The 24106-nt window shown below is 68.4% G+C and carries 31 protein-coding genes and 1 pseudogene; 12 read left to right on the top strand and 20 right to left on the bottom strand.

The genetic code is table 11. The features are described 5' to 3' along the window. Positions 1-69 precede the first annotated feature (69 nt). Entirely contained in the window at positions 70-489 is a 420-nt protein-coding gene (locus AC07NN_RS15610) for a hypothetical protein (protein WP_494642675.1), read from the top strand. Here the strand turns inward: AC07NN_RS15610 and AC07NN_RS15605 are convergent. After that, on the bottom strand, positions 486-944 hold the full coding sequence (locus AC07NN_RS15605; RefSeq protein ID WP_494642673.1) for a tRNA (cytidine(34)-2'-O)-methyltransferase: 459 nt from the start codon (positions 942-944) through the stop codon (positions 486-488). The two genes, AC07NN_RS15610 and AC07NN_RS15605, sit on opposite strands and share 4 nt — an antisense overlap. 203 nt (positions 945-1147) lie before the next feature. Here AC07NN_RS15605 and petA point away from each other — a divergent pair, with 203 nt between their 5' ends. The 3 genes from petA to AC07NN_RS15590 are packed head-to-tail and all read left to right on the top strand — an operon-like array spanning position 1148 to position 3851. Continuing rightward, entirely contained in the window at positions 1148-1699 is a 552-nt protein-coding gene (gene petA, locus AC07NN_RS15600; RefSeq protein ID WP_494642671.1) for a ubiquinol-cytochrome c reductase iron-sulfur subunit, read from the top strand. 5 nt (positions 1700-1704) lie between these two features. Then, complete coding sequence (locus AC07NN_RS15595; RefSeq protein WP_494642669.1) at positions 1705-2991, top strand: cytochrome b; 1287 nt, start codon at positions 1705-1707, stop codon at positions 2989-2991. Positions 2992-2996: 5 nt separating this feature from the next. Then, positions 2997-3851: a cytochrome c1 gene (locus tag AC07NN_RS15590; protein WP_494642667.1), complete on the top strand. Its 855-nt coding sequence runs from the start codon at positions 2997-2999 to the stop codon at positions 3849-3851. A 245-nt stretch (positions 3852-4096) separates the two neighbouring features. Here the strand turns inward: AC07NN_RS15590 and AC07NN_RS15585 are convergent, their stop codons facing one another. Both AC07NN_RS15585 and AC07NN_RS15580 read right to left on the bottom strand, forming a co-directional pair. Then, positions 4097-4567 (bottom strand): GNAT family N-acetyltransferase, encoded by a 471-nt coding sequence (locus AC07NN_RS15585; RefSeq protein WP_494642665.1) that lies wholly within the window; start codon positions 4565-4567, stop codon positions 4097-4099. A 265-nt stretch (positions 4568-4832) separates the two neighbouring features. Next, the gene (locus AC07NN_RS15580) at positions 4833-5618 is read right to left on the bottom strand and encodes a hypothetical protein (RefSeq protein WP_494642663.1); all 786 of its coding nucleotides are present in this window, start codon (positions 5616-5618) and stop codon (positions 4833-4835) included. A 97-nt stretch (positions 5619-5715) separates the two neighbouring features. Here AC07NN_RS15580 and AC07NN_RS15575 point away from each other — a divergent pair, with 97 nt between their 5' ends. Both AC07NN_RS15575 and AC07NN_RS15570 read left to right on the top strand, forming a co-directional pair. Further along, positions 5716-6423, top strand: a complete 708-nt coding sequence (locus AC07NN_RS15575) for a TMEM175 family protein (RefSeq protein WP_494642661.1) — start codon at positions 5716-5718, stop codon at positions 6421-6423. 52 nt (positions 6424-6475) lie between these two features. Continuing rightward, a complete protein-coding gene (locus AC07NN_RS15570; RefSeq protein WP_494642659.1) occupies positions 6476-7051 on the top strand; it encodes a DUF1579 domain-containing protein in 576 nt (191 codons plus the stop codon). Positions 7052-7054: 3 nt separating this feature from the next. On the opposite strand, the gene AC07NN_RS15565 is transcribed toward AC07NN_RS15570, so the two are convergent. From AC07NN_RS15565 to ychF, 8 genes are all read right to left on the bottom strand, one after another. After that, complete coding sequence (locus AC07NN_RS15565; RefSeq protein ID WP_494642657.1) at positions 7055-7579, bottom strand: SixA phosphatase family protein; 525 nt, start codon at positions 7577-7579, stop codon at positions 7055-7057. Positions 7580-7640: 61 nt separating this feature from the next. Further along, positions 7641-8003 (bottom strand): hypothetical protein, encoded by a 363-nt coding sequence (locus AC07NN_RS15560; protein ID WP_494642654.1) that lies wholly within the window; start codon positions 8001-8003, stop codon positions 7641-7643. Next, entirely contained in the window at positions 8000-8680 is a 681-nt protein-coding gene (locus AC07NN_RS15555) for a dienelactone hydrolase family protein (protein WP_494642652.1), read from the bottom strand. The genes AC07NN_RS15560 and AC07NN_RS15555 overlap by 4 nt, the downstream gene beginning before the upstream one ends. A 1-nt stretch (position 8681) precedes the next feature. Further along, positions 8682-9362 (bottom strand): dienelactone hydrolase family protein, encoded by a 681-nt coding sequence (locus AC07NN_RS15550; protein ID WP_494642650.1) that lies wholly within the window; start codon positions 9360-9362, stop codon positions 8682-8684. 114 nt (positions 9363-9476) lie between these two features. Continuing rightward, positions 9477-10169: a hypothetical protein gene (locus AC07NN_RS15545; protein ID WP_494642648.1), complete on the bottom strand. Its 693-nt coding sequence runs from the start codon at positions 10167-10169 to the stop codon at positions 9477-9479. A gap of 90 nt (positions 10170-10259) precedes the next feature. Then, complete coding sequence (locus tag AC07NN_RS15540; protein WP_494642646.1) at positions 10260-10895, bottom strand: hypothetical protein; 636 nt, start codon at positions 10893-10895, stop codon at positions 10260-10262. Positions 10896-10987: 92 nt separating this feature from the next. Beyond that, positions 10988-11500: a L,D-transpeptidase family protein gene (locus tag AC07NN_RS15535; protein ID WP_494642644.1), complete on the bottom strand. Its 513-nt coding sequence runs from the start codon at positions 11498-11500 to the stop codon at positions 10988-10990. 4 nt (positions 11501-11504) lie between these two features. Next, positions 11505-12605 (bottom strand): redox-regulated ATPase YchF, encoded by a 1101-nt coding sequence (gene ychF, locus AC07NN_RS15530; protein ID WP_494642642.1) that lies wholly within the window; start codon positions 12603-12605, stop codon positions 11505-11507. A gap of 135 nt (positions 12606-12740) precedes the next feature. Between ychF and AC07NN_RS15525 the strand changes: the two genes are divergently transcribed. The 6 genes from AC07NN_RS15525 (at position 12741) to AC07NN_RS15500 (ending at position 16605) form a co-directional block, all read left to right on the top strand. After that, the gene (locus tag AC07NN_RS15525) at positions 12741-13571 is read left to right on the top strand and encodes a pirin family protein (RefSeq protein WP_494642640.1); all 831 of its coding nucleotides are present in this window, start codon (positions 12741-12743) and stop codon (positions 13569-13571) included. Between the two features lie 106 nt (positions 13572-13677). Continuing rightward, entirely contained in the window at positions 13678-13977 is a 300-nt protein-coding gene (locus AC07NN_RS15520; RefSeq protein WP_494642638.1) for a PadR family transcriptional regulator, read from the top strand. Next, positions 13974-14594, top strand: coding sequence for a hypothetical protein (locus AC07NN_RS15515; protein ID WP_494642636.1), 621 nt, complete (start codon positions 13974-13976; stop codon positions 14592-14594). The genes AC07NN_RS15520 and AC07NN_RS15515 overlap by 4 nt, the downstream gene beginning before the upstream one ends. Positions 14595-14685: 91 nt before the next feature. Beyond that, positions 14686-15858: a serine hydrolase domain-containing protein gene (locus tag AC07NN_RS15510; protein ID WP_494642632.1), complete on the top strand. Its 1173-nt coding sequence runs from the start codon at positions 14686-14688 to the stop codon at positions 15856-15858. Positions 15859-15913: 55 nt separating this feature from the next. Further along, positions 15914-16222, top strand: coding sequence for an autorepressor SdpR family transcription factor (locus AC07NN_RS15505; RefSeq protein ID WP_494642630.1), 309 nt, complete (start codon positions 15914-15916; stop codon positions 16220-16222). After that, a complete protein-coding gene (locus tag AC07NN_RS15500; protein WP_494642628.1) occupies positions 16219-16605 on the top strand; it encodes an ammonium transporter in 387 nt (128 codons plus the stop codon). Before AC07NN_RS15505 ends, AC07NN_RS15500 begins: the two co-directional genes overlap by 4 nt. On the opposite strand, the gene AC07NN_RS15495 is transcribed toward AC07NN_RS15500, so the two are convergent. The 9 genes and pseudogenes from AC07NN_RS15495 to lgt all read right to left on the bottom strand — a co-directional run bounded on the left by AC07NN_RS15495 (position 16602) and on the right by lgt (position 24086). Beyond that, positions 16602-17363: a tetratricopeptide repeat protein gene (locus AC07NN_RS15495; protein ID WP_494642626.1), complete on the bottom strand. Its 762-nt coding sequence runs from the start codon at positions 17361-17363 to the stop codon at positions 16602-16604. The genes AC07NN_RS15500 and AC07NN_RS15495 overlap by 4 nt on opposite strands. A 78-nt stretch (positions 17364-17441) precedes the next feature. After that, positions 17442-18050 carry an aminoacyl-tRNA hydrolase gene (pth, locus tag AC07NN_RS15490; protein ID WP_494642624.1) on the bottom strand — a complete coding sequence of 203 codons (609 nt, stop codon included), beginning with the start codon at positions 18048-18050 and terminating at the stop codon, positions 17442-17444. Next, positions 18044-18165, bottom strand: a pseudogene (locus AC07NN_RS15485) (hypothetical protein); the annotation flags it as partial. The pseudogene AC07NN_RS15485 and the gene pth, both read right to left, overlap by 7 nt. A gap of 76 nt (positions 18166-18241) precedes the next feature. Beyond that, positions 18242-18841 carry a 50S ribosomal protein L25/general stress protein Ctc gene (locus AC07NN_RS15480; RefSeq protein ID WP_494642621.1) on the bottom strand — a complete coding sequence of 200 codons (600 nt, stop codon included), beginning with the start codon at positions 18839-18841 and terminating at the stop codon, positions 18242-18244. Positions 18842-18997: 156 nt separating this feature from the next. Beyond that, on the bottom strand, positions 18998-20062 hold the full coding sequence (locus AC07NN_RS15475; protein ID WP_494642617.1) for a hypothetical protein: 1065 nt from the start codon (positions 20060-20062) through the stop codon (positions 18998-19000). Positions 20063-20183: 121 nt separating this feature from the next. Continuing rightward, positions 20184-21122 carry a ribose-phosphate pyrophosphokinase gene (locus tag AC07NN_RS15470; RefSeq protein ID WP_494642612.1) on the bottom strand — a complete coding sequence of 313 codons (939 nt, stop codon included), beginning with the start codon at positions 21120-21122 and terminating at the stop codon, positions 20184-20186. 216 nt (positions 21123-21338) lie between these two features. Then, positions 21339-22127 carry a peptidoglycan editing factor PgeF gene (pgeF, locus tag AC07NN_RS15465; RefSeq protein WP_494642610.1) on the bottom strand — a complete coding sequence of 263 codons (789 nt, stop codon included), beginning with the start codon at positions 22125-22127 and terminating at the stop codon, positions 21339-21341. Continuing rightward, a complete protein-coding gene (locus tag AC07NN_RS15460) occupies positions 22124-23200 on the bottom strand; it encodes a class I SAM-dependent methyltransferase (protein ID WP_494642608.1) in 1077 nt (358 codons plus the stop codon). Before AC07NN_RS15460 ends, pgeF begins: the two co-directional genes overlap by 4 nt. Further along, positions 23187-24086, bottom strand: a complete 900-nt coding sequence (gene lgt / locus AC07NN_RS15455; protein ID WP_494642606.1) for a prolipoprotein diacylglyceryl transferase — start codon at positions 24084-24086, stop codon at positions 23187-23189. The genes AC07NN_RS15460 and lgt overlap by 14 nt, the downstream gene beginning before the upstream one ends. Positions 24087-24106 lie beyond the last annotated feature (20 nt).

Raw genomic sequence — 24106 nt, 5'->3', positions numbered from 1 at the left:
ACCACGACGAAAAATCCCGCTACCCCTTAACCAAGACGGCGGCTTGCATCCGCTGGAGGGGGAAGTTCGATGTTCGCCGCGGTTCCGCTGCTGGCCTTGCCGGTTCTCATCTACAACCTGATCGCCCTGACCCTGGCCGGGGGCTTCAAGGCCGTCGATCCGGGCGGTCGCCTGACCGGTCAGCTGTTCACCATCCACATGACCTCGCGCGCCGACTGGCCGGTCAGCATGGGCGACCTGCTGTTGGCCGCCTCGCTGGTGGTGCTGTTCGTCGAGCTCCTGAAATCGACCACCAGCCGCAAGATCGCGATCATCAACCACTCGCTGTCGATGGTGCTGTTCATCGCCTGCCTGGTCGAGTTCCTGCTCTTCCCGGCCTTCGCGACCTCGACCTTCTTCCTGATCACCCTGATGGTGCTGCTGGACGTGCTGGCCGGCTTCATCGTGACCATCGTCGCCGCGCGCCGGGACGTGGATTTCGGGGACTAATCCGGAAATCCGCCCGTCTGGCGCAGGGCCTCGCCCAGCGCCATGGCCGCCGTGGTGGCCAGATTCATCGAGCGCGTTTCGGGTCGGATCGGGATGACGATGCGGCCTTGCGCCGCGGCGTGGACCTCCTCCGGCGCGCCCCGACTCTCGTTGCCGAACAGCAGGGTATCTCCGGGTTCGAACGAAAACCTGTGGAAGGGCGTGGCGCCCTTGGTCGTGAACAGCAGCAGCCGGCCGTCAACGCGTTCCGGCGCCTTAAGGAAAGTCTCCCAGCTGGCGTGGCGCGTCATGTGCGTCAGAGGCCCATAGTCCAGGGCCGCGCGCTTCAAGCTCTTGTCGTCCAAGGGAAAACTGCAGGGCTCGATGACGTCGAGACCGACCCCGAAACAGGCCGAAAGCCGGATCGCGGCGCCGACGTTTTGGGGAATGCCTGGTTGAAAAAGTGCGATACGCATAATAAGCGAACCAACCACAGGGCTAGCAGGGGCTTTGCCGGGAATCGAAAGGGCTTGCGGACTCGGTCCGCGCGTCCGATACGACGATCCGACCGCTGCCTTGTGGCGGAGATCCGCATGCGGGTCGAGCAAGATATGGCGTCGAATGACGCTTCTCCAAGCCGGTCGCTTCCGCGACATGGCGGAATTAGAGGGTGACTTAGGTGGCCGACACCGCCGTGGGCGCAACGACTGAGCCGGAACACGGGAGCGATCCCTCCCGGCGCGACTTCATTCACATCGCCGCGATCGCGGCCGCCGCGGGCGGTGGTGCGACGCTGGTGTGGCCGTTCATCGACCAGATGAACCCGTCCGCCGACACGCGGGCCCTGGCTTCGACCGAGTTCGACCTGACCAAGGTCGCCGAAGGCCAGCAGGTCACGATCAAGTGGCGCGGCAAGCCGCTGTTCGTGCGCAACCGCACCAAGGCGGAAATCGCCAAGGCCGTGGCCGACGACAGCGCCGCGATGAAGGATCCGGCGACGGACGCCTCGCGCGTGAAGCCCGGCAAGTCCAACTGGCTGATCGTGGGCGGCAACTGCACCCACCTCGGCTGCGTCCCGACCTTCGGCGGTGGCGAATACGGCGGCTGGTTCTGCCCGTGCCACGGCTCGGTCTATGACACCTCGGGTCGTATCCGTAAGGGCCCCGCGCCCCTGAACCTGGTGGTTCCGGAATACGCCTTCCTCACCGACACCAAGGTCAAGATCGGCTAAGCGAGATGAGCGGACATTCGACCTATCAACCCAAGACCGGTATCGAGCGCTGGCTCGACGCCCGTCTGCCGATCGTGCGCCTGGGCTACGACTCGTTCGTGGACTACCCCACGCCGCGGAACCTGAACTACTGGTGGACCTTCGGCGGCATCCTGTCGCTGTGCCTGGCCTCGCAGCTGATCACCGGCATCATCCTGGTGATGCACTACACGCCGAGCGCCCAGGGCGCCTTCGCGTCCGTCGAGCACATCATGCGCGACGTGAACTACGGCTGGCTGATCCGCTACATGCACGCCAACGGCGCGTCGATGTTCTTCATCGCCGTCTACATCCACATGCTGCGCGGCCTCTACTACGGCTCCTACAAGGCGCCGCGTGAAGTCCTGTGGCTGCTGGGCTGCGTGATCTACCTGCTGATGATGGCCACCGCCTTCATGGGCTACGTCCTGCCCTGGGGCCAGATGTCGTTCCACGGCGCCGTCGTCATCACCAACCTGTTCGGCGCCCTGCCGCTGGTTGGCGAGAGCATCACGACCTGGCTGTGGGGCGGTTTCGCCGTCGACAACCCGACCCTGAACCGCTTCTTCTCGCTGCACTACCTGCTGCCCTTCATGATCGCGGGTCTCGTGATCCTGCACATCTGGGCCCTGCACGTGGTCGGCCAGAACAACCCGACCGGCGTCGAGCCGAAGTCGAAGGCCGACACCGTTCCCTTCACGCCGTACGCGACGGTGAAGGACGGCTTCGCGATGAGCGTCTTCCTGATCCTCTTCGCCTTCTTCGTCTTCTACATGCCCAACGCCCTGGGCCACGCCGACAACTACGTCGAAGCCAACCCGCTGGTGACGCCGTCGCACATCGTTCCGGAATGGTACTTCCTGCCGTTCTACGCGATCCTGCGCGCCGTTCCGGACAAGCTGATGGGCGTGCTGGCCATGTTCGGCGCCATCGCCTGCCTGTTCGCCCTGCCGTGGCTGGACACCTCGAAGGTGCGCTCGATGCGCTACCGCCCGACCGCGAAGATCTACTTCGTGTTCTTCTTGGTGGCTTGCATCATCCTGGGCTTCTGCGGCGCCAAGCTGCCTGACGATCCGGTGATCCCGCACCTGACCACGTTCCAGCTGGGCGGTTCGGACCTGAACAGCTTCGTGTGGCTGTCGCGCGTCGCCTCGCTCTACTACTTCGCTTTCTTCCTGGTCGTGCTCCCGGTCCTGGGTCTGGTCGAAAAGACCCTGCCGGTTCCGGACTCGATCGCCTCGCCGGCCCTCTCGGCCGACGCTCACAAGGGTTGATCCCGATGCTCCGCAAACTCTCGGTTATCGCGGCGGCGGCGGGTCTCCTGGTCGTCGGCGCTGCTGGCCCGGCGCTCGCCAATGGCGGCGCGCTGAAGGCCAAGGAAGTGCACTGGTCGTTCGAAGGCCCCTTCGGCAAGTTCGACCAGGCCCAGCTGCAACGCGGCTACAAGGTCTATCGCGAGGTCTGCTCGGCCTGCCACTCGATGAAGCTGGTCGCGTTCCGCAACCTCGGCGACAAGGGCGGCCCGTTCTATAGCGAGAAGTACCCGAACTCGAACGACAACCCGTGGGTCAAGGCGATCGCCAAGGACTACGAGGTCGCCGATATCGACGGTGAGACCGGCGACGCCATCAAGCGTCCGGCCACCAGCGCCGACCGCTTCCCCGCGCCCTTCGCCAACGAAGCCGCGGCCCGCGCCTCGAACGGCGGCGCCCTGCCGCCGGACATGTCGCTGCTGGCCAAGGCCCGCGAAGAGGGTCCGGACCACATCTACTCGGTCGTGACGGGCTACGAGGCGGCTCCGGCCGGCCTGAAGGTCCCGACCGGCGGTCACTACAACAAGTACTTCCCGGGCGACCTGTCGTCGGCCTGGTCGGGCGACCACAAGCACGTCCCGCCGGGCGGCTTCATCGCCATGGCCCCGCCGCTGAAGGATGGCCTGGTGACGTTCGACGACGGCACCAAGTCGACCCTGGACCAGCAAGCCAAGGACGTCTCGGCGTTCCTGATGTGGGCCGCCGAGCCCAAGCTGGAAGAGCGCAAGCAGACCGGCTTCGCCGTTCTGATCTACCTCGTCCTGCTCTCGGGCCTGCTGTACGCCAGCTACAAGACGGTCTGGAAGAACGAGTCGCACTGAGCGACGCGCTTCTAGAAGCTGAAAGTTCGAAGGGCCCGGTGGAAACACCGGGCCCTTCTTCTTTGGGACTAGCTGCTGCCTAACACCGCCTTCCTCGCCCTTGTGGCGAGGACCCATGGTTCGGCCAGGCTCGGCGAGGACGAAGCGCGCCGCCGATGTGGAGGAGCGCCTTGGAGCGCAACATCGCCGGAACGCTGGGCCCTAGGCACAAGGCCTAGGGAGGCGATGTTTGGGGAAGCTGCTTACTACAGCGCCAACCGCCAGCAGATCAGCGGCCCGTCCTCGCCGTCGACCCGCTCGCCGACGGCCTGGAAGCCGTTGCGGCTCAGCACCGTCTGGGAGGCCGGGTTCTCCACCGACGTCTCGGCGGTCAGCGCCAGCACACGCTCGTCCGCCCGCGCCCAGGCCGCCAGCTCGGCGACGGCGCGGGTAGCCACGCCCCGGCCCCACCGCGTCGGCGCGACGCCGTAGCCGATCCGTAAGGACCGGTCGGTCAGCTCCAGGGTGTCGACCGGCGAGATCAGGCCGACGATCTCGTCGTCCTCCACGATCATCCAGGCGCTGGGGCGGAAGGTCTGGCCGATCCGCTCGGCGAGCTGCGCCAACATGGCCAGCACCTCCGGCGGGGCGATCGGGCTGTCGCAGAGGCGATAGGGGGCAGGGGCCTCGCCGCGCAGCAGGGCGGCGAAGTCTTGGGTCTTGGCTTCGATCAGCATCAAAAGTCTCGGTATTGGGATCGCGCTCCAGTGAGCGCGGAAGACCGAGCGGCGGACGTCAGGCGCGAGGGCTCACGTCGCCGCGACGGCGCGAGAGCCTGTCCGCCTCGGATCGTGATCCGAAGCGGATCAACAGGCTCTCATTCGAATAGTTGGAGCGCGACGGTCGCTGAAACCGCTCACACTTTCAGCTGTCGCGCTCTTTGCGTGATGGCGACGACGATCAAAGGCGCTCTCCTGCGTCTGAGCGTCCAGTCCTACGAGGTCATGGCGCGACCGACAAGGTCCGGGCGTCGGCGGCCAGGCGCAGGCGGTGGCGGGCCCAGAGGCCGACGCCGAGCGTGCCGGTGACCCCCTCGGGCAGGTCCTCGGCCAGGGAGGCGGGGACGTTCTCGGCCAGGACCCCACCGATCGACAGGGCGCGCAGGCGGGCCGGGGCGGTGTGGCGGGCGTTAGGATCCAGCTTGCCGGCGACCTTGGCCCCCCGCGTCGAGAGGCGCGCCATGGCCAGGGACGCGGTGTCGATGGCGAACGCCCCGCGCAAGGCCGTGGGACCGTCGCTGACGGCCGCTTCGATGGTTGGCAGGCCCTCGACCACCTCGACCGGGATCACGACCTGCCGGCGCGCCTGCCAGGGCTGGTCGATGCGCACGCGGCAGTGAGCGAAGTCGATCTCGACGCTGTGACCGGCTAGGACGTCCATGCCGATGACGCCGGCGATGGGGGTGACGAAGCCCGCGCCTCGGGCGTCGAGGTCGGTGACCTTCACCGATACGGCCGGTGCCTTCAGTCCGGCGATCTCGACCGGCAGGGTCAGCTCGGGCTCGAGGATCCCGGCCATCTGGGCCTTGGTCTCGTGCAGCAGGGTGCGCGGCGCCGAGAGGTCGATGACATAGTCGCCGGCCATGTCGGCGATCACCGCCGGCACGATCACCGCGCCGTTCTCGAACCAGCACGCCGTCTCGCCGGCCCGCGCGGCGCCTGCGGCGGCCCAAGCAAGGCAGAGGGGCAGGGCCAGGCAACGGGACAGGGCGGAGACGCTACGACGCATGCGGCCAGCCTAGCTCAGCCGTGCGGCTTAAGCGACGCCTCTCGACAAACGCCGTTACGCGTCTTCATCCTGCCCGCCACGGGGCAGGAGGGCGACCATGTCGGACGAGCGGGATCCGGAGCACGAATCGGCCAGGCGGCTGGACGCCTTCGTCGACGCGGCCTTCGCCTTCGCGGTCAGCCTGCTGATCATCGCCAGCGCCGAGCCGACGGCCAGTATCGACGCCCTCTGGCGGGCGATGGGGCGGATACCGGCGTCGCTGGGCGCCTTTGCCCTGATCGCCATGTTCTGGCTGGCCTATCGCGAGTGGGGCCGGCTGGTCCCGCGTCGCGACACGCTCTCGACCCTGAACGCCCTGGCCATCGTCTTCACGGTGCTGGTCTATGTGTTCCCGCTGCGGATGCTGATCGAGTCCGGCTTCGTCTGGCTGTCGCGCGGCCGTCTGGGCGGGACCGAGATCATCAACACCCTGGGCGACCTGCGCGACCTTTTCCGCATCTATGGCGTCGGCTTCGCGATCCTGGCCGGGCTGTTCGCCGCGCTCTACCTGCGTCCGCTGCGCCGTCCGGACCATTTCGAGGTCGCCGCCGAGGATCGCGAGTCGCTGCGCATCAGCTTCGACGTCTGGACCATCTCGGCGCTGGCCGGCTTGGTGTCGGCGGGGCTGACCTTCGGGCCCATGGCCCGGGCGCCGTGGCTGCCCGGCTTCGCCTACTGGCTGATCCCGCTGGCGATCTGGCTGCGCGGGCCGGTGGCGCGGCTGTTCTCGCGTAAGGTCAGGGTTGACGAAAAGAACTTTGCATAACAAAGCTTGGAGATATCCGGGGTGCGACGGCGCGCCCGCTGGGAGGATCGCCATGACCCGCAAACTGCTTGCCGCCTTCGCCGCGGCCCTGACCCTTTCAGCCGGCGCGGCTTCGGCCCAGATGCCGCCGGACCCCGGCCCCCGCATCGCGGCCCAGGCCGAGGCGATGAAAAAGCTGTCGGCCATGGACGGCGTCTGGCGCGGTCCGGCCTGGACCATCACGCCGAACGGCCGGCACGAGGTCACCCAGACCGAGCGCATCGGCCCGCTGCTGGGCGGTTCCGTCAAGATCATGGAAGGGCGCGGCTACAACGCCGACGGTTCGACGGGCTTCAACGCCCTGGGCATCCTGTCCTTCGAGCCCTCGACCGGCGCCTACACCCTGCACTCCTACGCCATGGGCCAGAAGGGCGACTTCAAGCTGACGCCGACGGCCGACGGCTATGTCTGGGAGATCCCGGCCGGCCCGATGACCATCCGCTACACCGCCGTGATCAAGGACGGCGCGTGGCGCGAGATCGGCGAGCGGGTGGCCCCCGGCCAGGCGCCGATGCAGTTCTTCGAGATGAACCTAAAGCGTGTCGGCGACAGCGCCTGGCCGGCGGCGGGCGCGATCCCGGCGAAGTAGGTGCTAAGGGCAAGCCTGCGTCGGAACCCCATACCGCGCGTGAACCGCCTTCGCCGCCGCCCCGCCCAGCTGGATGACCGTCATGTGGTCGTACTCGCAGTCGGTCAGGGTCTCGGGCGCGGGATCGCCGAGCGCGCGGGCGATGTCGGTATAGGTGTTGCTGTGGCCGACGATCAGCACCGTCGCGTCGGGAGCGGCCTTGCGGGCGGCCTCGGCGACGCGCTGGGCGTGGGCCGCCACGCCGCCGTCCAGGGTGATGGGGACGACCTTCAATCCGGCGGCCTCAGCGGTCGGCTGGCCCGTCTGCTGGGTGCGCTTCAACGGGGTGGCCAGCACCATCGAGACCTTGGCGCCCGACAGGCTGGCGGCCAGCGCCTTGGCGCGGGCCTGGCCAGCTTCCGACAGGTCCGGATCACCATTGGGCGAGACCTTCTCGCCGTGGCGGACGATCACTACGGTCTGGGCGAGCGCCGGCGAGGCGGCGAGCAGGAGCGACAGGGCGGCGGCGGTCAGTGAGCGGATGATCATCGGCCAACGTTAGGCGGCGGCCGGCGAGGCGACAAGCCGCCCCGGAGGCTAGAACCACAGGCTAGAAGAAGTCCTGCGAGCCCTTGAGGAACGCCTTGCGAGCCTTGGGGTCGTCCTCGCTGAAGTCGGCGTCCGAACCGAGCCCGAACGCCACGCCGACGATGAACTCGGCGACCTCGCCATCGTGCCGCCGAACCGTCGCGGCGTACTTGCGGTAGGTGGGCGTCTGGAAGGCGCGTCCCCAATCGGTCCCGACGCGTCTGACGGCGATGACCGTGCGGCCCTGACCTTCCAGATCCCGCTTGATGCGCAGGACATCCCGAGCCGGATTTCGTTTCAGCACCAGCATCGGCTGAACGATCAGGAGCCAGCCGAAGAACGCGAACGGCCAGCCGAAGATCAGGATGAGCGTAAGCGTCCTCAAGCCTCGGCCTTTGTCCCACCCGAGCGCTGGAACAGCTGCAGGGTGCGCAGCAGCGACAGCCGGGCGCTGTCGGCATGGTGGCCGCTGGGCGCCACGAAGGCGTGGCCGGCGTCATAGAGATAGATCGGCAGCTCCGGATGGGCCTCGCGGATCGCCTCGACATCCGCCATCGGGATCATCGTGTCGGTCTTGCCGAAGTGCAGGATGGTCGGGACCTTCGGGGTCTCGTCGCGATAGGCCACGATGTCGCCGCCGTAGAAGGCCGACACCGCCTGCACGCCCTCGCAGCGGCAGGCCGCCAGCCAGGACGTGGTGCCGCCGTAGCAGAACCCCATGACGAACACCGGCCCTTCGAGCGCGTCGATGCAGGCCTGGACGCGGGGCAGGGTGCTCGCGCCCCAGCCGGTCAGCTTGCCCATGGCCATGCGCTCGTCGAGGATCGCCGGCGTCGTGTTCTCCACCGGGAAGTCGGCGTCGGCCGCGTCCATCAGGCTGGGCGCGATGACCTCGTAACCCTGATCGGCCAGGCTGTCGGACAGCTCGCGCAGGTGGGGCGTGACGCCCCAGATGGCGTGCAGCATGACGATGCCGCCGCGCCGGGCCTCCTGGGCGGGGGCGTGCCAGGCGGCGAACGGGGAACCGTCCTCGCGGCAGGCCAGGGCGATGCGCTCACCCATGTCAGGCGGCGCCGTTTTCGGCGAAGAACTCGACCGTGCGCTGGCGGGCCAGCTCGGCGTCCGCGAGATCGGAATCGGGACGGCCGTCGTTGTTGAAGCCGTGACCACTGGCCTCGTAGACGTGGATCGGAACCTCGGGATGCGCCGCCCAGATGGCGGCCTTCACGTCCTCGGCGGGGATGTGCTGATCCTTGCGACCGAGGTGGACGATCACCGGCGCCTGCAGGGCGAACTTGGCCATGCCGGCGACCTGGCCGCCGTAATAGCTGGAGCCGGCCGCGATCCCCTTGCAGCGCGAGGCCGCCAGCCAGGTCATGGTGCCGCCGTAGCAGTAACCGACCACGAACACCGGGCCCCGGGGGCTTAGGAAGTCGATGCAGGCCTGGATGTCGCCCATGGCGTTGTCGGGGCCGTTGCCGACCGCCAGCTCGCGACCGCGCGCGAAGCCGGCCTCGTCATGCTCGGCGGTGAAGCCCTTCTCGCCGCGATCGAACATCGACGGCGCCACCACCTCGAAGCCGCGCGCCGCCCAGCGGGCGACGTCCTCGTGGACGTACTTGTCGAGGCCGAAGATCTCCTGGATCACGATCACCCCGCCCTTGCGTGCGCCTTCCGGCTGGGCGTGAAGGGCGGTGAAGCCAAAGCCGTCATGGGCGGCGGTCAGGGTGATGGTCTCGGACATCAAGCCTCCTCGAACTGGGTGGCCCCGTTAGACGCCCGGCCCGGGCGGCGATCAACGAAAAACGGCCCGCGGGCGGATCCGCGGGCCGTTCGTCGTGTCGGGTGGAGCCTGGACTCAGCCCTTTTCGGGCTTCAGCGTGCAGGCGCCCATGCCGGCGGTCTTGGCGCGCGCACAGGACATGGCCAGCATCGCGGCGGTCGACTTCGGCTGGGGCGCATCGATGATGTAGCCCGAGCCGTTGTCGCACAGCACTTCGTAGCGCGAGATGGCCGGCGTGCCGCCGCCGCCCAGATAGGTGCCCTGCACCGGCTTGCAGGTCAGGCCCGCCTTCTGGGCCAGGTTCGACAGGCCGGCCGTCGAGCCGACGTTCTCGGCCAGGCGGCAGGTGGCCAGCTTGCCCTTCGCCGCCTTCTCCGAGGCCGCCAGGGCCACGCAGTCATAGGCGTTGACCTTGCCGTCGGCCTTGCTGACGATCCAGCCGAAGTCGTTCTTGCAGGCGATCTCGTAGGTCGCCGGCTGGCCGCCGCCGCGGTGCTTGCTGGGAACGATGCCCGCGCTGACCATGTCGCAGGCCACGCCGGCCTGGGCGGCCAGTTCCGCGGCCGCCTTCTGCTGCAGCGGATTGCCCGGCTCCAGATATTGGCCGCCTTCATTGGCCGCCTGATAGCGGCCGGTGGTGTAGCCCGGCGTGACAGCGCGAGCGCCCGTCGTATTGGCCGATGGCTGGGATAAGGCGCCCCCGGCCTGAGCCAAGGCCGGTCCGGCGATCATCGCGATGGCGATGCTAAGGATAATGGTCTTCTTCATGTGCAGCCCCTCTGCATATGCGCGAGAGACTACACCTCTCCAGCGCGGCGTCGAGGCTCAACCTGGGTGCGATGTGGCCCGGCGCGGCCGTCAGCCCTTGTCGGGCTTCAGGGCGCAGACCCCCATGCCGGTCGCCTTGGCGCGCGCGCACGACATGGCCAGCATGGCCGCGTTCGACCGGGGCTGGGGCATGTCGATGACATAGCCCGCGCCGTTGTCGCACAGCACCTCGTAGCGCGAGATCGCTGGCTGGCCGCCGCCGCCCATATAGGCGCCCTGCACCGGCTTGCAGGTCAGGCCGGCCTTCCTGGCCAGGGCGGCCAGGCCGAGCGTCGCATTGGCGTTCGCCTCGAGCCGGCAGGTGGCCAGCTTGCCCTTGGAGGCCTTCTCCGAGGTCGCCAGCGCCAGGCAGTCATAGGCGCTGATCCTGTCGCCCGCCCGGGTGACGATCCAGCCGAAGTCGTCCCTGCAGGCGACCTCGTAGGTCACGGTCCGCAGGCCGGTCCTGTGGCTTTCCTTGACCACACCGGCGCTGGTCAGGTCGCAGGCGACGCCGGCCTGGGTCGCCAGATCGCCGGCGGCCTTCTGCTGGAGCGGATTGCCGGGGCTGAGATAGCTGACGGCGTTCCGAGTGGCCTTGTCGTAGGGTGGGACCGGGTCGCGCATCTGGGCCAGCGTGGGGCCGGCGACCAGGATGAATGCGAGGGTGAGGGCGGTCGTTTTCATGTGCAGCCCCTCTGCTCATGGCGGAAGGACAGACGGTTTGGCCGGCGCGTCGGGATTACAACGCCGATGCGACGAAACCCGCCAGGGGCGCGCTAGGGCGCGATCCGCACCCGGGCGCCGTCGGCGACCAGACGCCAGATTTCCTCGATCTCGGGGTCGGTGACGGCGATGCAGCCGTCGGTCCAGTCCTGGCCCTTGAAGAGGGCGGCGAGCTTGCCTCGACCGTTCGGCAGGCCGTGGATCATGATGTCGCCGCCAGGATCGATCCCTAGGGCGCGCGCGGCCTGGACCTGGGCCGGGGTCGGATAACCGATCCGCAGCGAGAGGTGATAGGCGCTCCTGGGATTGCGGCCCGTGATGCGGTAGTCGCCCTCGGGTGTGCGGCGATCGCCGGACCGGGTCTTGGGCGCCAGGCCGCCGCGTCCCAGCGAGACCTGGTAGGTCCGCACCGCCTGCTCGCCCGCATAGAGCGTCATGCGCCGGGCGGCCTTCTCGACCACGATGCGGTCGACGCTGGCGTCGGCGGCGGGAGCAGAAGGCGTCGCGGCCCGCGGCGAACCGCAGGCCGTCAACAGCAGCGCCCCGATCAGAACGAGGCGCCGCATGGTCCTAGACGTTGAAGCGGAAGTGCATCACGTCGCCGTCCTTGACGACATATTCCTTGCCTTCGGCGCGCATCTTGCCGGCTTCCTTGGCCGGGCCTTCGCCGCCCAGCTTGACGAAGTCGTCATAGGCGATGGTTTCGGCGCGGATATAGCCCTTCTCGAAGTCGGTGTGGATGACGCCGGCCGCCTGCGGGCCGGTGTCGCCGACGTGGATCGTCCAGGCGCGGGCCTCCTTGGGACCGACCGTGAAGTAGGTCTGCAGGTTCAGCAGCTTGTAGGCTTCGCGGATCAGGCGGTTCAGGCCCGGCTCTTCCAGGCCCAGGGTTTCGAGGAACTCGGTGCGCTCCTCGGCGTCCAGCATGGCGATCTCGCTCTCGATCTGGGCCGAGATGACCACCGACTTGGCGTTGTCCTTGGCGGCGCGCTCGGCGACCAGGGCCGAGTACTTGTTGCCCTTGTCGGCGCTGCCTTCCTCGACGTTGCAGACATAGAGGGCCGGCAGCGAGGTCAGCAGCTGCAGCATGTGCCAGGCCTTCTCGTCTTCCTTGTCCACGGTCGCGGCGCGGGCCGGACGGCCGTCGCGCAGCTGGGCCAGGGCCAGGTTGATCAGGCGCAGAGTGTTGGCGGCTTCCTTGTCGCCACCCGACTTGGCCTTCTTCTCGATGTTCGGAAGGCGCTTTTCCAGGCTCTCCAGGTCGGCCAGCATCAGCTCCATCTCGATGATCTCGAGATCGCTGAGCGGGTCGATGCGGCCCTCGACGTGGGTGATGTCGTCGTCCTCGAAGCAGCGGGCCACGAAGGCCACGGCGTCGCAGTCGCGGATATTGGCCAGGAACTGGTTGCCCAGGCCTTCGCCCTTCGACGCGCCGCGCACCAGGCCGGCGATGTCGACGAAGGTGATCCGGGCCGGGATGATCTCCTTGGAGCCGGCGATCTTGGCCAGGGCGTCCAGGCGCGGCTCGGGCACGGCCACGTCGCCGGTATTGGGCTCGATCGTGCAGAACGGATAGTTGGCGGCCTGGGCCGACGCCGTCTGGGTCAGGGCGTTGAACAGGGTGGACTTGCCGACGTTGGGCAGGCCGACGATGGCGACTTTCAGGGCCATGGAACTCTCGTGAATTTCGTTGGGCGGGCGATTAGCACGGATGGCCGGGAAAGGCGAACCTGAGGGGCCGTCGGGGGAGGGGACTTGCGCGAACTGCAACCAGATCTGATATCAATGCGCGACAAGGAGCTTCCCATGAGCGTTCGACCCGTCCTGAAGATCGTGAAGGGCATGCCCGCCTCGGATGGCGACGGCGTGCGGCTGACCCGCATGCTGGGCACGCCCGAGGCCCAGATGTTCGACCCGTTCCTGATGCTGGACTGCTTCGACAACGACCAGGCGTCCGACTACATGGGCGGCTTCCCCGACCATCCGCATCGCGGCTTCGAGACCGTGACCTACATGTTGGAAGGCCGGATGCGCCACCGCGACAACACCGGCCGCGAGGGGATCATCGGTCCCGGCGGAATCCAGTGGATGCGGGCCGGCAAGGGCATCGTCCACTCCGAGATGCCCGAGCAGGCCGAGGGCCGCATGCGCGGCTTCCAGCTGTGGGTGAACCTGCCCGCCAAGCTGAAGATGAGCGCGCCGGGCTATTCGGAGTTCGAGAGCGACGCCATCCCGGTCGAGGTCCGCGACGGCGGCGTCTCGGTGAAGGTGATCTCGGGTGTCACGGATGGCGGCACGGCCGGTCCGATCGGCGGCGGGGCGGTCGACGCCCTCTATTTCGACGTCGTCCTGCCGGCCGGGACCGTCTTCGAGGAGCCGGTCGGCGACGACCGCAACGCCATGTTCGCGGTCTATGAAGGCCAGGTCCGCATCGCCCACGACACGGTCGATGCGCTGTCGGGTGTGTTCCTGGGCAACGGCGACACCGTCCGCGTCGAGGCCGTCACCGACGCCCGCGTCCTGCTGCTGGCCGGCCGCCCGATCCAGGAGCCGGTCTTCTGGCACGGTCCGTTCGTCATGAACTCGCGCGAGGAGATCGTGCAGGCGTTCGAGGACTTCCAGCGCGGCCGGTTCTGATGCCGGCGGCCGCTCTCCGCCAAGGCGGGGAGCGGCTGCGGCTCGCTCGGGCAATAACTCTACATATGTCGATTGACTCTTAAGTCTACATATATAGCATCGCCGCATGACCCGTAGCCGTGCTCCTTCTCCCCAGACCCGCGCCGTGCTGGAGGCCCTGATGGTCCAGCCGCAGGCCTGGCGTTACGGCTACGACCTGTCGAAGGAGACGGGCTTGAAGTCCGGCACGCTCTATCCCTTGCTGATCCGTCTCTCCGACCAGGGGTGGCTGGAGGCGGAATGGCGCGAGCCCCAGCAGCCCGGCCGCCCGCCGCGTCACGCCTATCGGCTGACGGCCGAGGGACATGCCGTGGCTCGAACCCTCGCCAGCCCCGATCCTTCCGGCCTCGAGGCGCAACCCGCATGACCAAGCTCGCCGCCCGCCTCCTGGACCATGCCGCGCGGGTGATGCCGCCGTCGCGGCGACCGTGGGTCGACGCCATGCGGGCCGAGCTCGACTACATCCCTTCGCCCCTGGCCGCCCTTGCCTTCGCGCTGGGCGGCGTGCGGGCCAGCTATGTCCAGAAAGTCGCCGAGATGATGAGCCTGGTCTTTCTCGCCCGCTGGACGCTGGCGGCCTACGCCCTGGTCTGCGCGGGCTGCTACGCCCTGGCGGCGGCCATGGTGATCGGGATCAAGGCCACGCCGTCGCTGACGCCGCAGGACCTCGGCTCCGGCCCCGGAACGGCCCGGACCCTGCTGTTCTTCCAGACCTATCCGTTGCCGCGTTTGGCCATCCTGCCGGTCGTCGCCGTCCTCCTGACGATCGGCGCCGTGCTGTTGGCGAGGCGTCGGCCCAGCGCCCTGCTGCTGCTGGCTTCGGCCGCGATCGGCGCGCTGCTGGTGGCCGTCCCTGACCTTGGCATGGACCACCTCGGCGTGGACTGGCCGCTGGCCTGGTCGAGCGGCTGGCTGATTCCCCTGGCCTGCTTGGCGCCCGTCTGGTGGCTCAGCCGACGCGCGCCCGACCTCAAGCCCGTCTAGCCCCCCTAAACCGCAACCCTCGCGCCGACCCGATCGGGAGACCTTGGTCTTCCCGCGGCGATCCCGCGCGCCTTGATCCTGGAGATCCTCGATGCCCTTCGCCTTCGACACCAGCCGCCGCCAGATGATGCTGGGCGGCTCGGCCCTGGCCGCCGCGTCCGTCGCCGGGTCCGCCAGCGCCCAGACCCCCGGGGACAAGGCCGCCGGCCTCCGCGCCGATGGCGTGGCCCAGCGCCTGATGGCCGCCAGCCCGGCGCCGGCGCTCTCCGTCGCGATCGCCCGGTCGGGCGGCGTGGTCTGGGCCAAGGCCTACGGCAAGGCCGACCTCCAGCTGGACGTCGCGGCGACCCCCGCCCACGTCTTCGGCCTGGGCTCGGTCAGCAAGGTGGTCACGACCGCCGCGGCCGCCCGGCTGATCTCGCGCGGGGTGATCGACCTGGACGCGCCGATCGTCCGCTGGCTGCCCGACCTGCCCGCGCCGCACCGCCAGACCACGCTGCGCCAGCTGTTCACCCACCGCGCCGGCATCCGTCACTACGACCTCAAGCGCGACCTCGGCGCCAAGGCGCCGGGCGGGCCGCTGGGCCAGCGGGTCTATGCCTCCAACCAGGAGATCCTGGACATCTTCATCAACGACCCGCTGATCGGCCCGGTGGGCGGGCAGGTCGCCTATTCGTCGTACGGCTACACCCTGGCCTCCATCGTCATGGAAGTCGCCGCCAGGCAGCCCTTCCTGGAGCTCCTGAAGACCGAGGTCGGCGCGACCTTCGGCCTGGCCAGCCTGGACGGCGACAATCCGTTCACCGTCAAGCCGGGGCGGGTCAGCGGCTATACCGACGCCAAGCTGTACGCTAGCCTGGGCTACCCCCAGGCCAAGGAAGGCTGGGCCAATTCGCGGCGCGACAATCCCAGCTACAAGTGGGCGGCGGGCGGCCTGATCATGACGCCGTCGGACCTGGCCCGCTTCGGCGCGGCCCAGCTCGAAACCCCGGCTTCCAGGATCACCAAGGCCGAGCGGGCGCTGCTGTTCACGCCCATGACCGAGAAGGCGGGGAACATGCCGCCGCTGGGCCTGGGCTGGCGGATCGACGCCGACGAGAAGGGCCGCCTGCGATGGCATCACGCGGGCTCCGACGAAGGCTCCCGCGCCAGCCTGGTCATCTATCCCGAGCTGGGGCTCTCCATCGCCCTGGCGACCAATCTCTTCGCGGTCCCGGGCAACGTGCTGAAGCCCTCGTCGGACCTGGCCGACGCTTTCCTCTAGGGGCGAAAACACACAGGGCTTGCCAACAATTCTATATTTAGCTAAATGACTAAATATGAGCCAGGTGTTCAAGGCCCTTTCCGATCCCACCCGTCGGCGCGTGCTGCAGCTGTTGCGGCGCGGGCCGATGAGCGCCGGGGAGCTCTGCGACTGTTTCGAGTTCTCCAAGCCGACCATGTCGGCGCACTTCGCGGTGCTGAAGGAGGCCGACCTGGTGCATGCCGAGAAAGCCGGCAAGTCCGTCATCTACCACCTGAAACTCTCGGTGCTGGAAGAGGCGCTGCTGGGCTTCATCCATTCCTTCGGCGGCCTCGCGGAGGCGCCGGAGCCCCCACCCAAAGCCGAGCCGGAGATCGCACGATGAACAAGGAAGTGGTTGGCAGCCTCGCCTGGGCCGGCGGCATGATCGCCCTGGCGCTTTGCGCGACGGTCGCGCGCAAGCTGGGCTACATCGATGGGGACACGGTCGCGCGGGTCGTGGGCGTCAACGGCCTGATGATCGCCTGGTACGGCAACCGGATGCCCAAGACCCTGGTCCCGCTGCCCGCCGACGCCGCGCGGGCCAGGCGGGTCGCGAGCTGGTCCCTGGTCCTGAGCGGGCTCGTCTATGCCGGCCTGTGGGCGTTCGCTCCGATCCCGGTGGCGGTCGCGGGCGGATGCGGCGCGATCATCGTCGGCATCGCGGTGACGTTTGGCTACTGCCTGTCGCTGCGGGACAGGGCGCGGGACAGGGCGAAAGCCGCCTAACCTCCCACCGCCTGGGCGGCCAGGTCACGCCAGCCCTTCGCCTCCTTGCGGAAATGCGCGTGGGTCTTGCTGAGGCGCTTGTCGATCTCGGCCAGCTTCTCGCGCGCCTCGTCCTTGCGGCCCATGCGGGCCAGGAACACCGTATAGCGGGCGATGCCCTCGAAGCCCGGATAGTGGTCGGCGGCCCAGCTGAGCGCCGTCTCGGCCTGATCCTCGCGGCCCAGCTGGTGATAGACGCGGCCCAGGGCCAGCATGGTGTGGGGCGTGCGGCCGGCGGTGGGCTGCTCGCCCAGCTTCTCCAGCAACGGCAGGGCCTCGGCCGGGCGGTTCAGCTCGATCAGGGCGTTGGCGCGACCCAGCAGCAGCTGGGCGTCGTCGGCGTACATGCCCGTCAGGCTGTCGGCATAGAGGGCTTCGGCCTCGCCGTGCTTGCCCAGCTGGGTGGCGGCGGTGGCCAGGCGGACCCGGTTGGCCACGGTCGGGGCGTCGTCGACGGCGCGGGTCGCCTCGCGATACTCGCGCTGCGGATCCAGGGTCTCGCGCGCGGCCTTGCGCATCTTCTGGGCCGTGCCGCCGCGCATGAACTCGGGCAGGAAGATCGCCACGAAATAGATCAGCGCCCCGATCGGCTGGACGATCAGGATGATGAACACCCAATAGAGCTCGCGTTGGCTGCGCACCACGTGCACGCACATGGCGATCGAGAAGGCCAGCAACGCGATGCCCAAGATGGGCGAAAGGCCGAGCAGGAACGACATCGACAACTCCAGGACTACGACGCGGTGTCTCTCGCGTCATCGCGATCGCGTCAATCGTCGGCGTTGACTTGGCCCGTCCTAGGCGGGTTTGCGCGGATCGGCCTTCGGCGCCGGCGCCAGGCGCATGACCTCGGCCTGATAGCGCTCGTCGTCGCCGACGGCGGCGAAGGGCAGGGCGTCGGCCAGGGCGTCCAGCATCGGGTCCAGCCACTGGTGCTCGACCTTGTGGAAGTCGCCCAGCACGTAATGCATGACCGCGTCCTTGTGGCCCGGATGGCCCACGCCGATGCGGCCTCGGCGGAAGGCGTCGCCGACCTGGCTGGTCACCGAGCGGATGCCGTTGTTGCCGGCCGCGCCGCCGCCCGACTTCATCCGGAAGCGGCCGGGCGCCATGTCGATCTCGTCGTGGAAGACGATGACGTCGGCCGGCGTCAGCTTGAAGAACTTCATGGCCTCGCCCACGGCGCGACCGCTCTCATTGTAATAGGTCTTGGGCTTGAGCAGCAGCAGCTTGACCGGCCCGTCGGGGGTCGAGACTTGCCCCTCGCACGCCAGGCCCTGGAAGCGCGCGCGCCACGGGGCCGTGCCCCACTTTCGTGCGAGCGCGTCGACGGCCATGAAGCCGACGTTGTGGCGGTTCTTCTCGTACTTGGGCTCGGGATTGCCCAGGCCGGCGAGGATCAGCATCGCTTGGTCCCAAAACGGTGAGCGAAATCCTCGTCCTTCGACAAGCTCAGGATGAGGATTTCGAATGAGGCCTTCCAGTAGTCCTCACCCTGAGCTTGTCGAAGGGCGAGGTCGGACCCTCAAACGAAAACGGGCGGACCCGAAGGCCCGCCCGTCTCTTAAATCGGTTCGATCCGAAGACCGAGAGGCGATTAGCCTTCGACGGTGGTGTCGCCGGCGCCCGACTGGGCGGCCGAGGAAGCCTTCAGGGTCGCGATCACGAAGTCGCGGTCTTGAGCCGGCTTCACGCCTTCCGGCAGCTTCACTTCCGAGATGCGGATGGTGTCGCCGATGTCGTGGTTGGCCAGGTCGATGACCAGCTCTTCCGGGATCTGGTCGGCCGGGCAGGCCAGCTCGACGGTGTGACGGATGACTTCCAGCGAGCCACCCTTCTTCATGCCGACCGAGATGTCGTGGTTCTTGAAGTGCACCGGCACTTCGATCTTGATCAGCTGGTGCTCGCTGACGCGGTACAGGTCGAAGTGGACCGGCTCGTCGGTGACGGGGTGGAATTGCACGGCCTTGGCGATGACCGATTGCTTCTCGTCACCGTGTTGCAGGGTCACCAGGTGGCCCAGCAGCTTGCCGGTGTACAGCGACTTGCGGAATTCGTTGATCTTCACGGCGATGTTCACCGGAGCCTTGCCGCCGCCGTACAGGGTGCCCGGGACCTTGCCTTCGCGACGCACGGCGCGGGCCGCGCCGGTGCCGGCGCCATCACGGACTTCAACGTTCAGAATGATCTCGGCCATAGTCGTATCTTTCTAGAGAGCCGAACGCTCTCTGCTGCGACCCAGCGCCTATGGCTGTATTGCCACGCTCGCCAGCGTCTTTTTGGGGTCGCGCTACATACACAAAAGGGCCGGGCGACGCAACGCCCGGCCCTTTCGCCGTGAATTCGGGAGAAATCAGGCCTTCTTCTTGGCGACCGGCTTCTTGGCGGGAGCCTTCTTCACCGGCTTCTTGACCGGCTCGACCTTCGGGGGCGGCGGCGGTTCGGGCGGCAGCGAGGCGCCGACGGCCTTCACCATGCAGGCGCCGGTGTCGATCAGGATGTGCTGGCCCAGGCAGAAGATGTCCTCGTAGTGCGGCTTGGACACGGCCAGGCATTGGTAGAGGTTCAGCTTGCCCATGTTCAGGCAGTTGGCCGTGCCGAGGTCGGCGGCCAGGGCCTCGATCGAGGTCAGGTTGTTGTCGCCGGCCGCGCCGAGGGCGGCCAGGGCGGCCACGGCCAGGCCGCGGATCACCACGGGCTGATAGGGCGCGGCGGCCGCGCGGGGCGTCAGGCCCAGCGACTGTCCGCCGGTCGAGGCCTGCTGCAGCACGGCCACGTCGGTGCTCTCGGCCAGGGCCGGGGTCGCCGACAGGGTCTTGGCCGAGGCCAGGCGACCGTCGCGGTCGGTCACCGAGGCCTTGGACCAGGGCGACTTCTGTACGTCGTAGGCGGCCTGCTTCACGGCCTTGCCGGCCTTGTAGACGCGCAGGCCATCGTTGCCGATCGTGTCGATGATCAGGCCGGCGGCGCTGTCGGCGCCCTTGAAGACGGTGGCGTACGAGGGGTTGGAGAAGATGTTGTTGATCATCTCCTGGCGCTGGGTCGGGTTGGCCGCGACTTCGCGCACCGAGGCGACGAAGGTGGGGTCCTGCAGGGCCAGGACGGCGGCGTAGGACACCGCGCCGTTCATCAGGGACTTGGACTCGTAGGCCGCGCCGACCTTCAGCGAGGTCTGGATCTGCTCGCCGTTCTCGAACGCCGACGAGACGGCGCCGGCGCGGGCCATGTAGCTGCGGAAGGCGCTGGCGCGCTCGACCACCTTGGCCGACAGGGTGATCGGCGGCGGGGGCGGCGGGGCCTGGACGACGGGCGGCGGCGGAGCCGGGGCAGGCGTGGGGGAGCTACACGCCGCGACCATCGCGGTCAGCGCAACGGCGGCCGTCGTCAGGACGGCCCGCGTACGCGGAAAGAAACGCATTAGAAGAACTTCCCCAATCAGTCTGGCGGCGCGCATAGCAAGCCGGGCGGGCGAGAATGTGACTGTCGCCCCGTTCGCCGGGTTTTTACAAGCGTAGCCGTGCCCGGAAGGGGCGGGCGCCTTAGTCGAACAGCTTCGACACCGACTCTTCGTTGGCGATGCGGCGGATGGCTTCGCCGATCAGCGGGGCGCACGAGACGTAGCGGATCTTCGGGCAGGCCTTGGCCGGGTCGGAGGCCTCGATCGAGTCGGTGACCACCAGCTCGGTCAGCACCGAGTTGGCGACGCGGTCCACCGCAGCGCCCGACAGGACGCCGTGGGTGATGTAGGCGCTGACCGACTTGGCGCCGTGGCTCATCAGCGCCTGGGCGGCGTTGCACAGGGTGCCGGCCGAGTCGGCGATGTCGTCGAACAGGATGCAGCGGCGATCCTTGACGTCGCCGATGATGTTCATGACTTCCGACTGGCCCGGGCCCGAGCGGCGCTTGTCGACGATGGCCAGGTCCGCGTCGTTCAGGCGCTTGGCCAGGGCGCGGGCGCGCACCACGCCGCCGACGTCCGGCGACACGACCATCAGGTCGTCGCCCATCGGATAGTGCTGGCGGATGTCCTCGGCCATCAGGCGCGAGGGCAGCAGGTTGTCGGTCGGGATGTCGAAGAAGCCTTGGATCTGGCCGGCGTGCAGGTCCATCGTCAGGACGCGGTCGGCGCCCGAGCGGGTGATCAGGTTGGCCACCAGCTTGGCCGAGATCGGCGTGCGGCCGCCGGTCTTACGGTCCTGGCGGGCATAGCCGAAGTAGGGCAGCACGGCCGTGATCCGCTTGCCCGACGCGCGCTTCAGGGCGTCGATGCAGATCAGCAGCTCCATCAGGTTGTCGTTGGCCGGGTAGCTGGTCGACTGGATGACGAAGACGTCCTCGCCCCGCACGTTCTCGTCGATGGTGACGAACACCTCGAGGTCGGCGAACCGGCGCACCTGGGCGCGGGTCAGCGGCATGTCGAGATATTCCGCGATCGCCTGGGACAGCGGGCGGTTGGAGTTGCCGGACAGCAGCTTCATGGTGATCTCGGGTGTGGGGGTCGCCGTTGCCGGGCCTTCTAGCAGCGAACGGCCCGGGCACAAGTGTTAACGGGCGAAGTTTTCAGATTCCGTGTTCGGAGGATGACCGAGCGTTGATTCCCGCCCTTCGACAGGCTCAGGGTGAGGATCAAGGTCGACTCGGAGTTGTCGTTCGAAAACCTCACCCTGAGCTTGTCGAAGGGCGAGGTTTTCGCCTCACGCCTCCAGCGAGATCGCCGACAGCAGTCGCCCGTAATCGCCCTCGCCGTTCAGGAAGGCGCGGCGGTTGGAGAAGAACCATTCTTCCTCTGTCCGGGTGTCGCGGCCGACCCATTCGCGGCGCTCGACGCCGGCGGTGTCCAGGCGGTCCAGAACGAACGACGGCAGGTCGAAGAAGCGCTTGTCCTCGGTCGCGCCCGGCTTGAAGAACCGGCCCGAGCCGGGGCAGTCGGCCTCGAAGCGGTGCAGGAAATCCAGCCCCACCTCGTACGACTTCGGCCCGATGCAGGGGCCGACGACGCCGGTCATGCGTTCGGGCCTGGCGCCCAGCTCGACCATGCAGTCGACGGCGGCCTGCACCACGCCATCCAGCGCCCCGCGCCAGCCGGCGTGGGCGGCGGCCACGATGCGGGCCTCGGGATCGACCAGCAGCACCGGCGCGCAGTCGGCCGCCAGGGCGCCGCAGATCACGCCCGGCGTCCGGGTCACCACCGCATCGCCCTGTGGACGCACGTCGCCCCACGAGCCGTCGGCCTTGATCACGATGGTCGAGTGGATCTGGTAGCAGGTGTTCAGGTCTTCCGGATCGCCGCCGAACCAGCGCGCGGCGCGGGCGCGGTTCTCCACGACGTCGGCCGGATCGTCCTTGCTGCCGCGCCCGACGTTCAGGCTGTCGTAGATCCCCGTGGAGGTCCCGCCCTTGCGGGTGAAGAAGGCGTGCTTCACCCCCGGCAGGCTGGCCAGCAGCGGCGACTGGATCGTGGGCAGGTCGGGCGTCTTGGTCATGTCGCGTCCTCGAAGAGGGGGGGCGAAAGGTCGGGCGCGCAGAGGCACGCGACCTTGAACAGAGCGCCCATCTGCGCCTCTCCGACGAGGCGATCAAGCTGTCTTGCGATCTGCTCGGCGCGATCCGGCCGCGCGGTGGCCAGGGCGTCGGCGCGGGCCTCGATTCCCAGCGCCAGCAGGAACGCGCCCTGGGTCAGGATCGGCCCCGCCTTCGCGCCGGCTTCCCGCGCCGCGGCGACCACCGACGGGAAGTCGGCCCACACCGTTAGGTCGGCCAGGCCGGCCGTCGTCAGCGGATCGACCTTGGTGTGGTTCTGCAGGGCCTGGAGGGTGTCGCCGGCCTCAGGCGCCGCGCGGCCGTAGTCGATCAGCAGCGCCGCGCCGCCGTCGGTCGCGAGGCGGTGGGCGATGTCCGAGGCCAGGGCCGCCTGGGCGGGGGAGGACTCCCAGATGCCGCCTTCGCCAGCGTCGGGCAGGTGAAGCGGCGCCGCGTCTGGCGACTTGCCGAGGCCCCGCAACCCGAACGCCAGCGCGCCATCCACGCCCAGCCCGATCACCCGCTCGGCCCAGCCGCCCTCGGTCCGCACGAACTGCCGCGCCGGCAGGCAGTCCAGGAGCTCGTTGGCCACCAGGATCATCGGCGCGCCGCCGGGGACGTCGTCCAGCCGCCCGACCCAGCGCGGACCCTCGCCCAGCCGCGCGGCCTGTTTCGCTCGCAGCGGTTCCGACACCTCGACCAGCCAGACCTGCGCGGCCGCCAGGAATTCGGGATCAAGCCGCCCCGCCCGCAGCAGGTCGCTCATCAGCGTCCCGTCGCCCGGCCCCATCTCGACCAGGCGGAACGGCGCCGGTCGGCCCATCCGCGTCCAGGTCTCGATCGCCCACAGGCCGATCAGCTCGCCGAACATCTGGCTGACCAGCGGCGCGGTGATGAAGTCGCCACCGGCGCCCAGATCCGGCCGCGTGGCGTAATAGCCGTCGCGCGGGTCGTGCAGGCAGCGGGTGAAGAACTCGGGGACGCCGATCGGCCCGTCCTGGGCGATCTGCGCCTTCAGGCGATCAAGCAGGCTCATGAGCCTCGGTGGTCTTCGGCTCGCGCAGCGACTTCCACAGCAGCCAGCCGCCGATCAGGATCATCGGCGTCGACAGCAGCATCCCCATGGTCAGGCCGAACGGGAAGTCCGGCATGCCGACGTCGGGATTGCGCACGTTCTCCAGCGACAGCCGAAACAGGCCATAGGCCAGCAGGAAGGTCGCCACCAGCGCGCCGCGCCGCTGTAGCCACTTCAGGCGATAGACGCAGAAGGCCAGGATCGCGAACAGCAGCAGGCCTTCGAGGCCGGCCTCGTAGAGCTGGCTGGGATGGCGCGGAAGCTCGCCGGCCGGGCACAGGCCGCCCGTCTGGGCGCGAATGGTGTTGTTGCAGAACACGACGCCGAACGGCCCGTCGGTCTGGCGACCCCACAGCTCGCCGTTCACGAAGTTGGCGATGCGGCCGAAGAACAGGCCGATCGGCGCGACCGGCGCGATCAGGTCGCCCAGCTTCAGGATGTCGATCTTCTGGCTGCGGGCGAACAGGGCGATGGCCGCGCAGACGCCCAGGAAGCCGCCGTGGAACGACATGCCGCCCTTCCAGATCTGGAAGACCTCTAGCGGATTGGCCGCCAGCGAGGCCCGCTGCTCCGGGTTCATCAGCATGTAGAAGAGGATGTAGCCCAGGCGACCGCCGATGATGATGCCGACCGTGATCCACAGCACCAGGTCGTCGATCTGCAAGGGCGTAGCGGTCGGCGTGCGACCGCCCCAAAGGCTCGGGATGCGGGTCAGGCGGGCGGCATAGAGCCAGCCCAGCAGGATGCCGGCGACATAGGCCAGGGCGTACCAGCGCAGGGCCAACGGCCCCCACTGCAGGGCGAACGAACCGATGTGGACGACCGGATCGATATCGGGAAAGGGCACGCTTCAGGCTCCACCGGGGC

This window comes from Caulobacter sp. GW821-FHT09H08 (genome assembly GCF_059415885.1).
This window is presented reverse-complemented; position numbering and strand designations above follow the sequence as displayed.

Bases quoted from the DNA above. Each gene is read 5' to 3' on its own strand.
- AC07NN_RS15495 (WP_494642626.1), bottom strand. From the start codon at position 17,363: ATGTCGTTCCTGCTCGGCCTTTCGCCCATCTTGGGCATCGCGTTGCTG.
- AC07NN_RS15555 (WP_494642652.1), bottom strand. From the start codon at position 8,680: ATGGGTGAGCGCATCGCCCTGGCCTGCCGCGAGGACGGTTCCCCGTTC.
- AC07NN_RS15570 (WP_494642659.1), top strand. From the start codon at position 6,476: ATGACCCGCAAACTGCTTGCCGCCTTCGCCGCGGCCCTGACCCTTTCA.
- AC07NN_RS15580 (WP_494642663.1), bottom strand. From the start codon at position 5,618: ATGCGTCGTAGCGTCTCCGCCCTGTCCCGTTGCCTGGCCCTGCCCCTC.
- AC07NN_RS15605 (WP_494642673.1), bottom strand. From the start codon at position 944: ATGCGTATCGCACTTTTTCAACCAGGCATTCCCCAAAACGTCGGCGCC.
- AC07NN_RS15520 (WP_494642638.1), top strand. From the start codon at position 13,678: ATGACCCGTAGCCGTGCTCCTTCTCCCCAGACCCGCGCCGTGCTGGAG.
- AC07NN_RS15505 (WP_494642630.1), top strand. From the start codon at position 15,914: ATGAGCCAGGTGTTCAAGGCCCTTTCCGATCCCACCCGTCGGCGCGTG.
- AC07NN_RS15480 (WP_494642621.1), bottom strand. From the start codon at position 18,841: ATGGCCGAGATCATTCTGAACGTTGAAGTCCGTGATGGCGCCGGCACC.
- AC07NN_RS15565 (WP_494642657.1), bottom strand. From the start codon at position 7,579: ATGATCATCCGCTCACTGACCGCCGCCGCCCTGTCGCTCCTGCTCGCC.
- AC07NN_RS15515 (WP_494642636.1), top strand. From the start codon at position 13,974: ATGACCAAGCTCGCCGCCCGCCTCCTGGACCATGCCGCGCGGGTGATG.
- AC07NN_RS15535 (WP_494642644.1), bottom strand. From the start codon at position 11,500: ATGCGGCGCCTCGTTCTGATCGGGGCGCTGCTGTTGACGGCCTGCGGT.
- AC07NN_RS15540 (WP_494642646.1), bottom strand. From the start codon at position 10,895: ATGAAAACGACCGCCCTCACCCTCGCATTCATCCTGGTCGCCGGCCCC.
- AC07NN_RS15460 (WP_494642608.1), bottom strand. From the start codon at position 23,200: ATGAGCCTGCTTGATCGCCTGAAGGCGCAGATCGCCCAGGACGGGCCG.
- AC07NN_RS15545 (WP_494642648.1), bottom strand. From the start codon at position 10,169: ATGAAGAAGACCATTATCCTTAGCATCGCCATCGCGATGATCGCCGGA.
- AC07NN_RS15550 (WP_494642650.1), bottom strand. From the start codon at position 9,362: ATGTCCGAGACCATCACCCTGACCGCCGCCCATGACGGCTTTGGCTTC.
- AC07NN_RS15610 (WP_494642675.1), top strand. From the start codon at position 70: ATGTTCGCCGCGGTTCCGCTGCTGGCCTTGCCGGTTCTCATCTACAAC.
- AC07NN_RS15585 (WP_494642665.1), bottom strand. From the start codon at position 4,567: ATGCTGATCGAAGCCAAGACCCAAGACTTCGCCGCCCTGCTGCGCGGC.
- AC07NN_RS15470 (WP_494642612.1), bottom strand. From the start codon at position 21,122: ATGAAGCTGCTGTCCGGCAACTCCAACCGCCCGCTGTCCCAGGCGATC.
- pth (WP_494642624.1), bottom strand. From the start codon at position 18,050: ATGCTGATCCTCGCCGGCCTGGGCAATCCCGAGCCCAAGTACGAGAAG.
- AC07NN_RS15525 (WP_494642640.1), top strand. From the start codon at position 12,741: ATGAGCGTTCGACCCGTCCTGAAGATCGTGAAGGGCATGCCCGCCTCG.
- pgeF (WP_494642610.1), bottom strand. From the start codon at position 22,127: ATGACCAAGACGCCCGACCTGCCCACGATCCAGTCGCCGCTGCTGGCC.
- AC07NN_RS15575 (WP_494642661.1), top strand. From the start codon at position 5,716: ATGTCGGACGAGCGGGATCCGGAGCACGAATCGGCCAGGCGGCTGGAC.
- AC07NN_RS15475 (WP_494642617.1), bottom strand. From the start codon at position 20,062: ATGCGTTTCTTTCCGCGTACGCGGGCCGTCCTGACGACGGCCGCCGTT.
- AC07NN_RS15510 (WP_494642632.1), top strand. From the start codon at position 14,686: ATGCCCTTCGCCTTCGACACCAGCCGCCGCCAGATGATGCTGGGCGGC.
- ychF (WP_494642642.1), bottom strand. From the start codon at position 12,605: ATGGCCCTGAAAGTCGCCATCGTCGGCCTGCCCAACGTCGGCAAGTCC.
- AC07NN_RS15595 (WP_494642669.1), top strand. From the start codon at position 1,705: ATGAGCGGACATTCGACCTATCAACCCAAGACCGGTATCGAGCGCTGG.
- AC07NN_RS15500 (WP_494642628.1), top strand. From the start codon at position 16,219: ATGAACAAGGAAGTGGTTGGCAGCCTCGCCTGGGCCGGCGGCATGATC.
- AC07NN_RS15590 (WP_494642667.1), top strand. From the start codon at position 2,997: ATGCTCCGCAAACTCTCGGTTATCGCGGCGGCGGCGGGTCTCCTGGTC.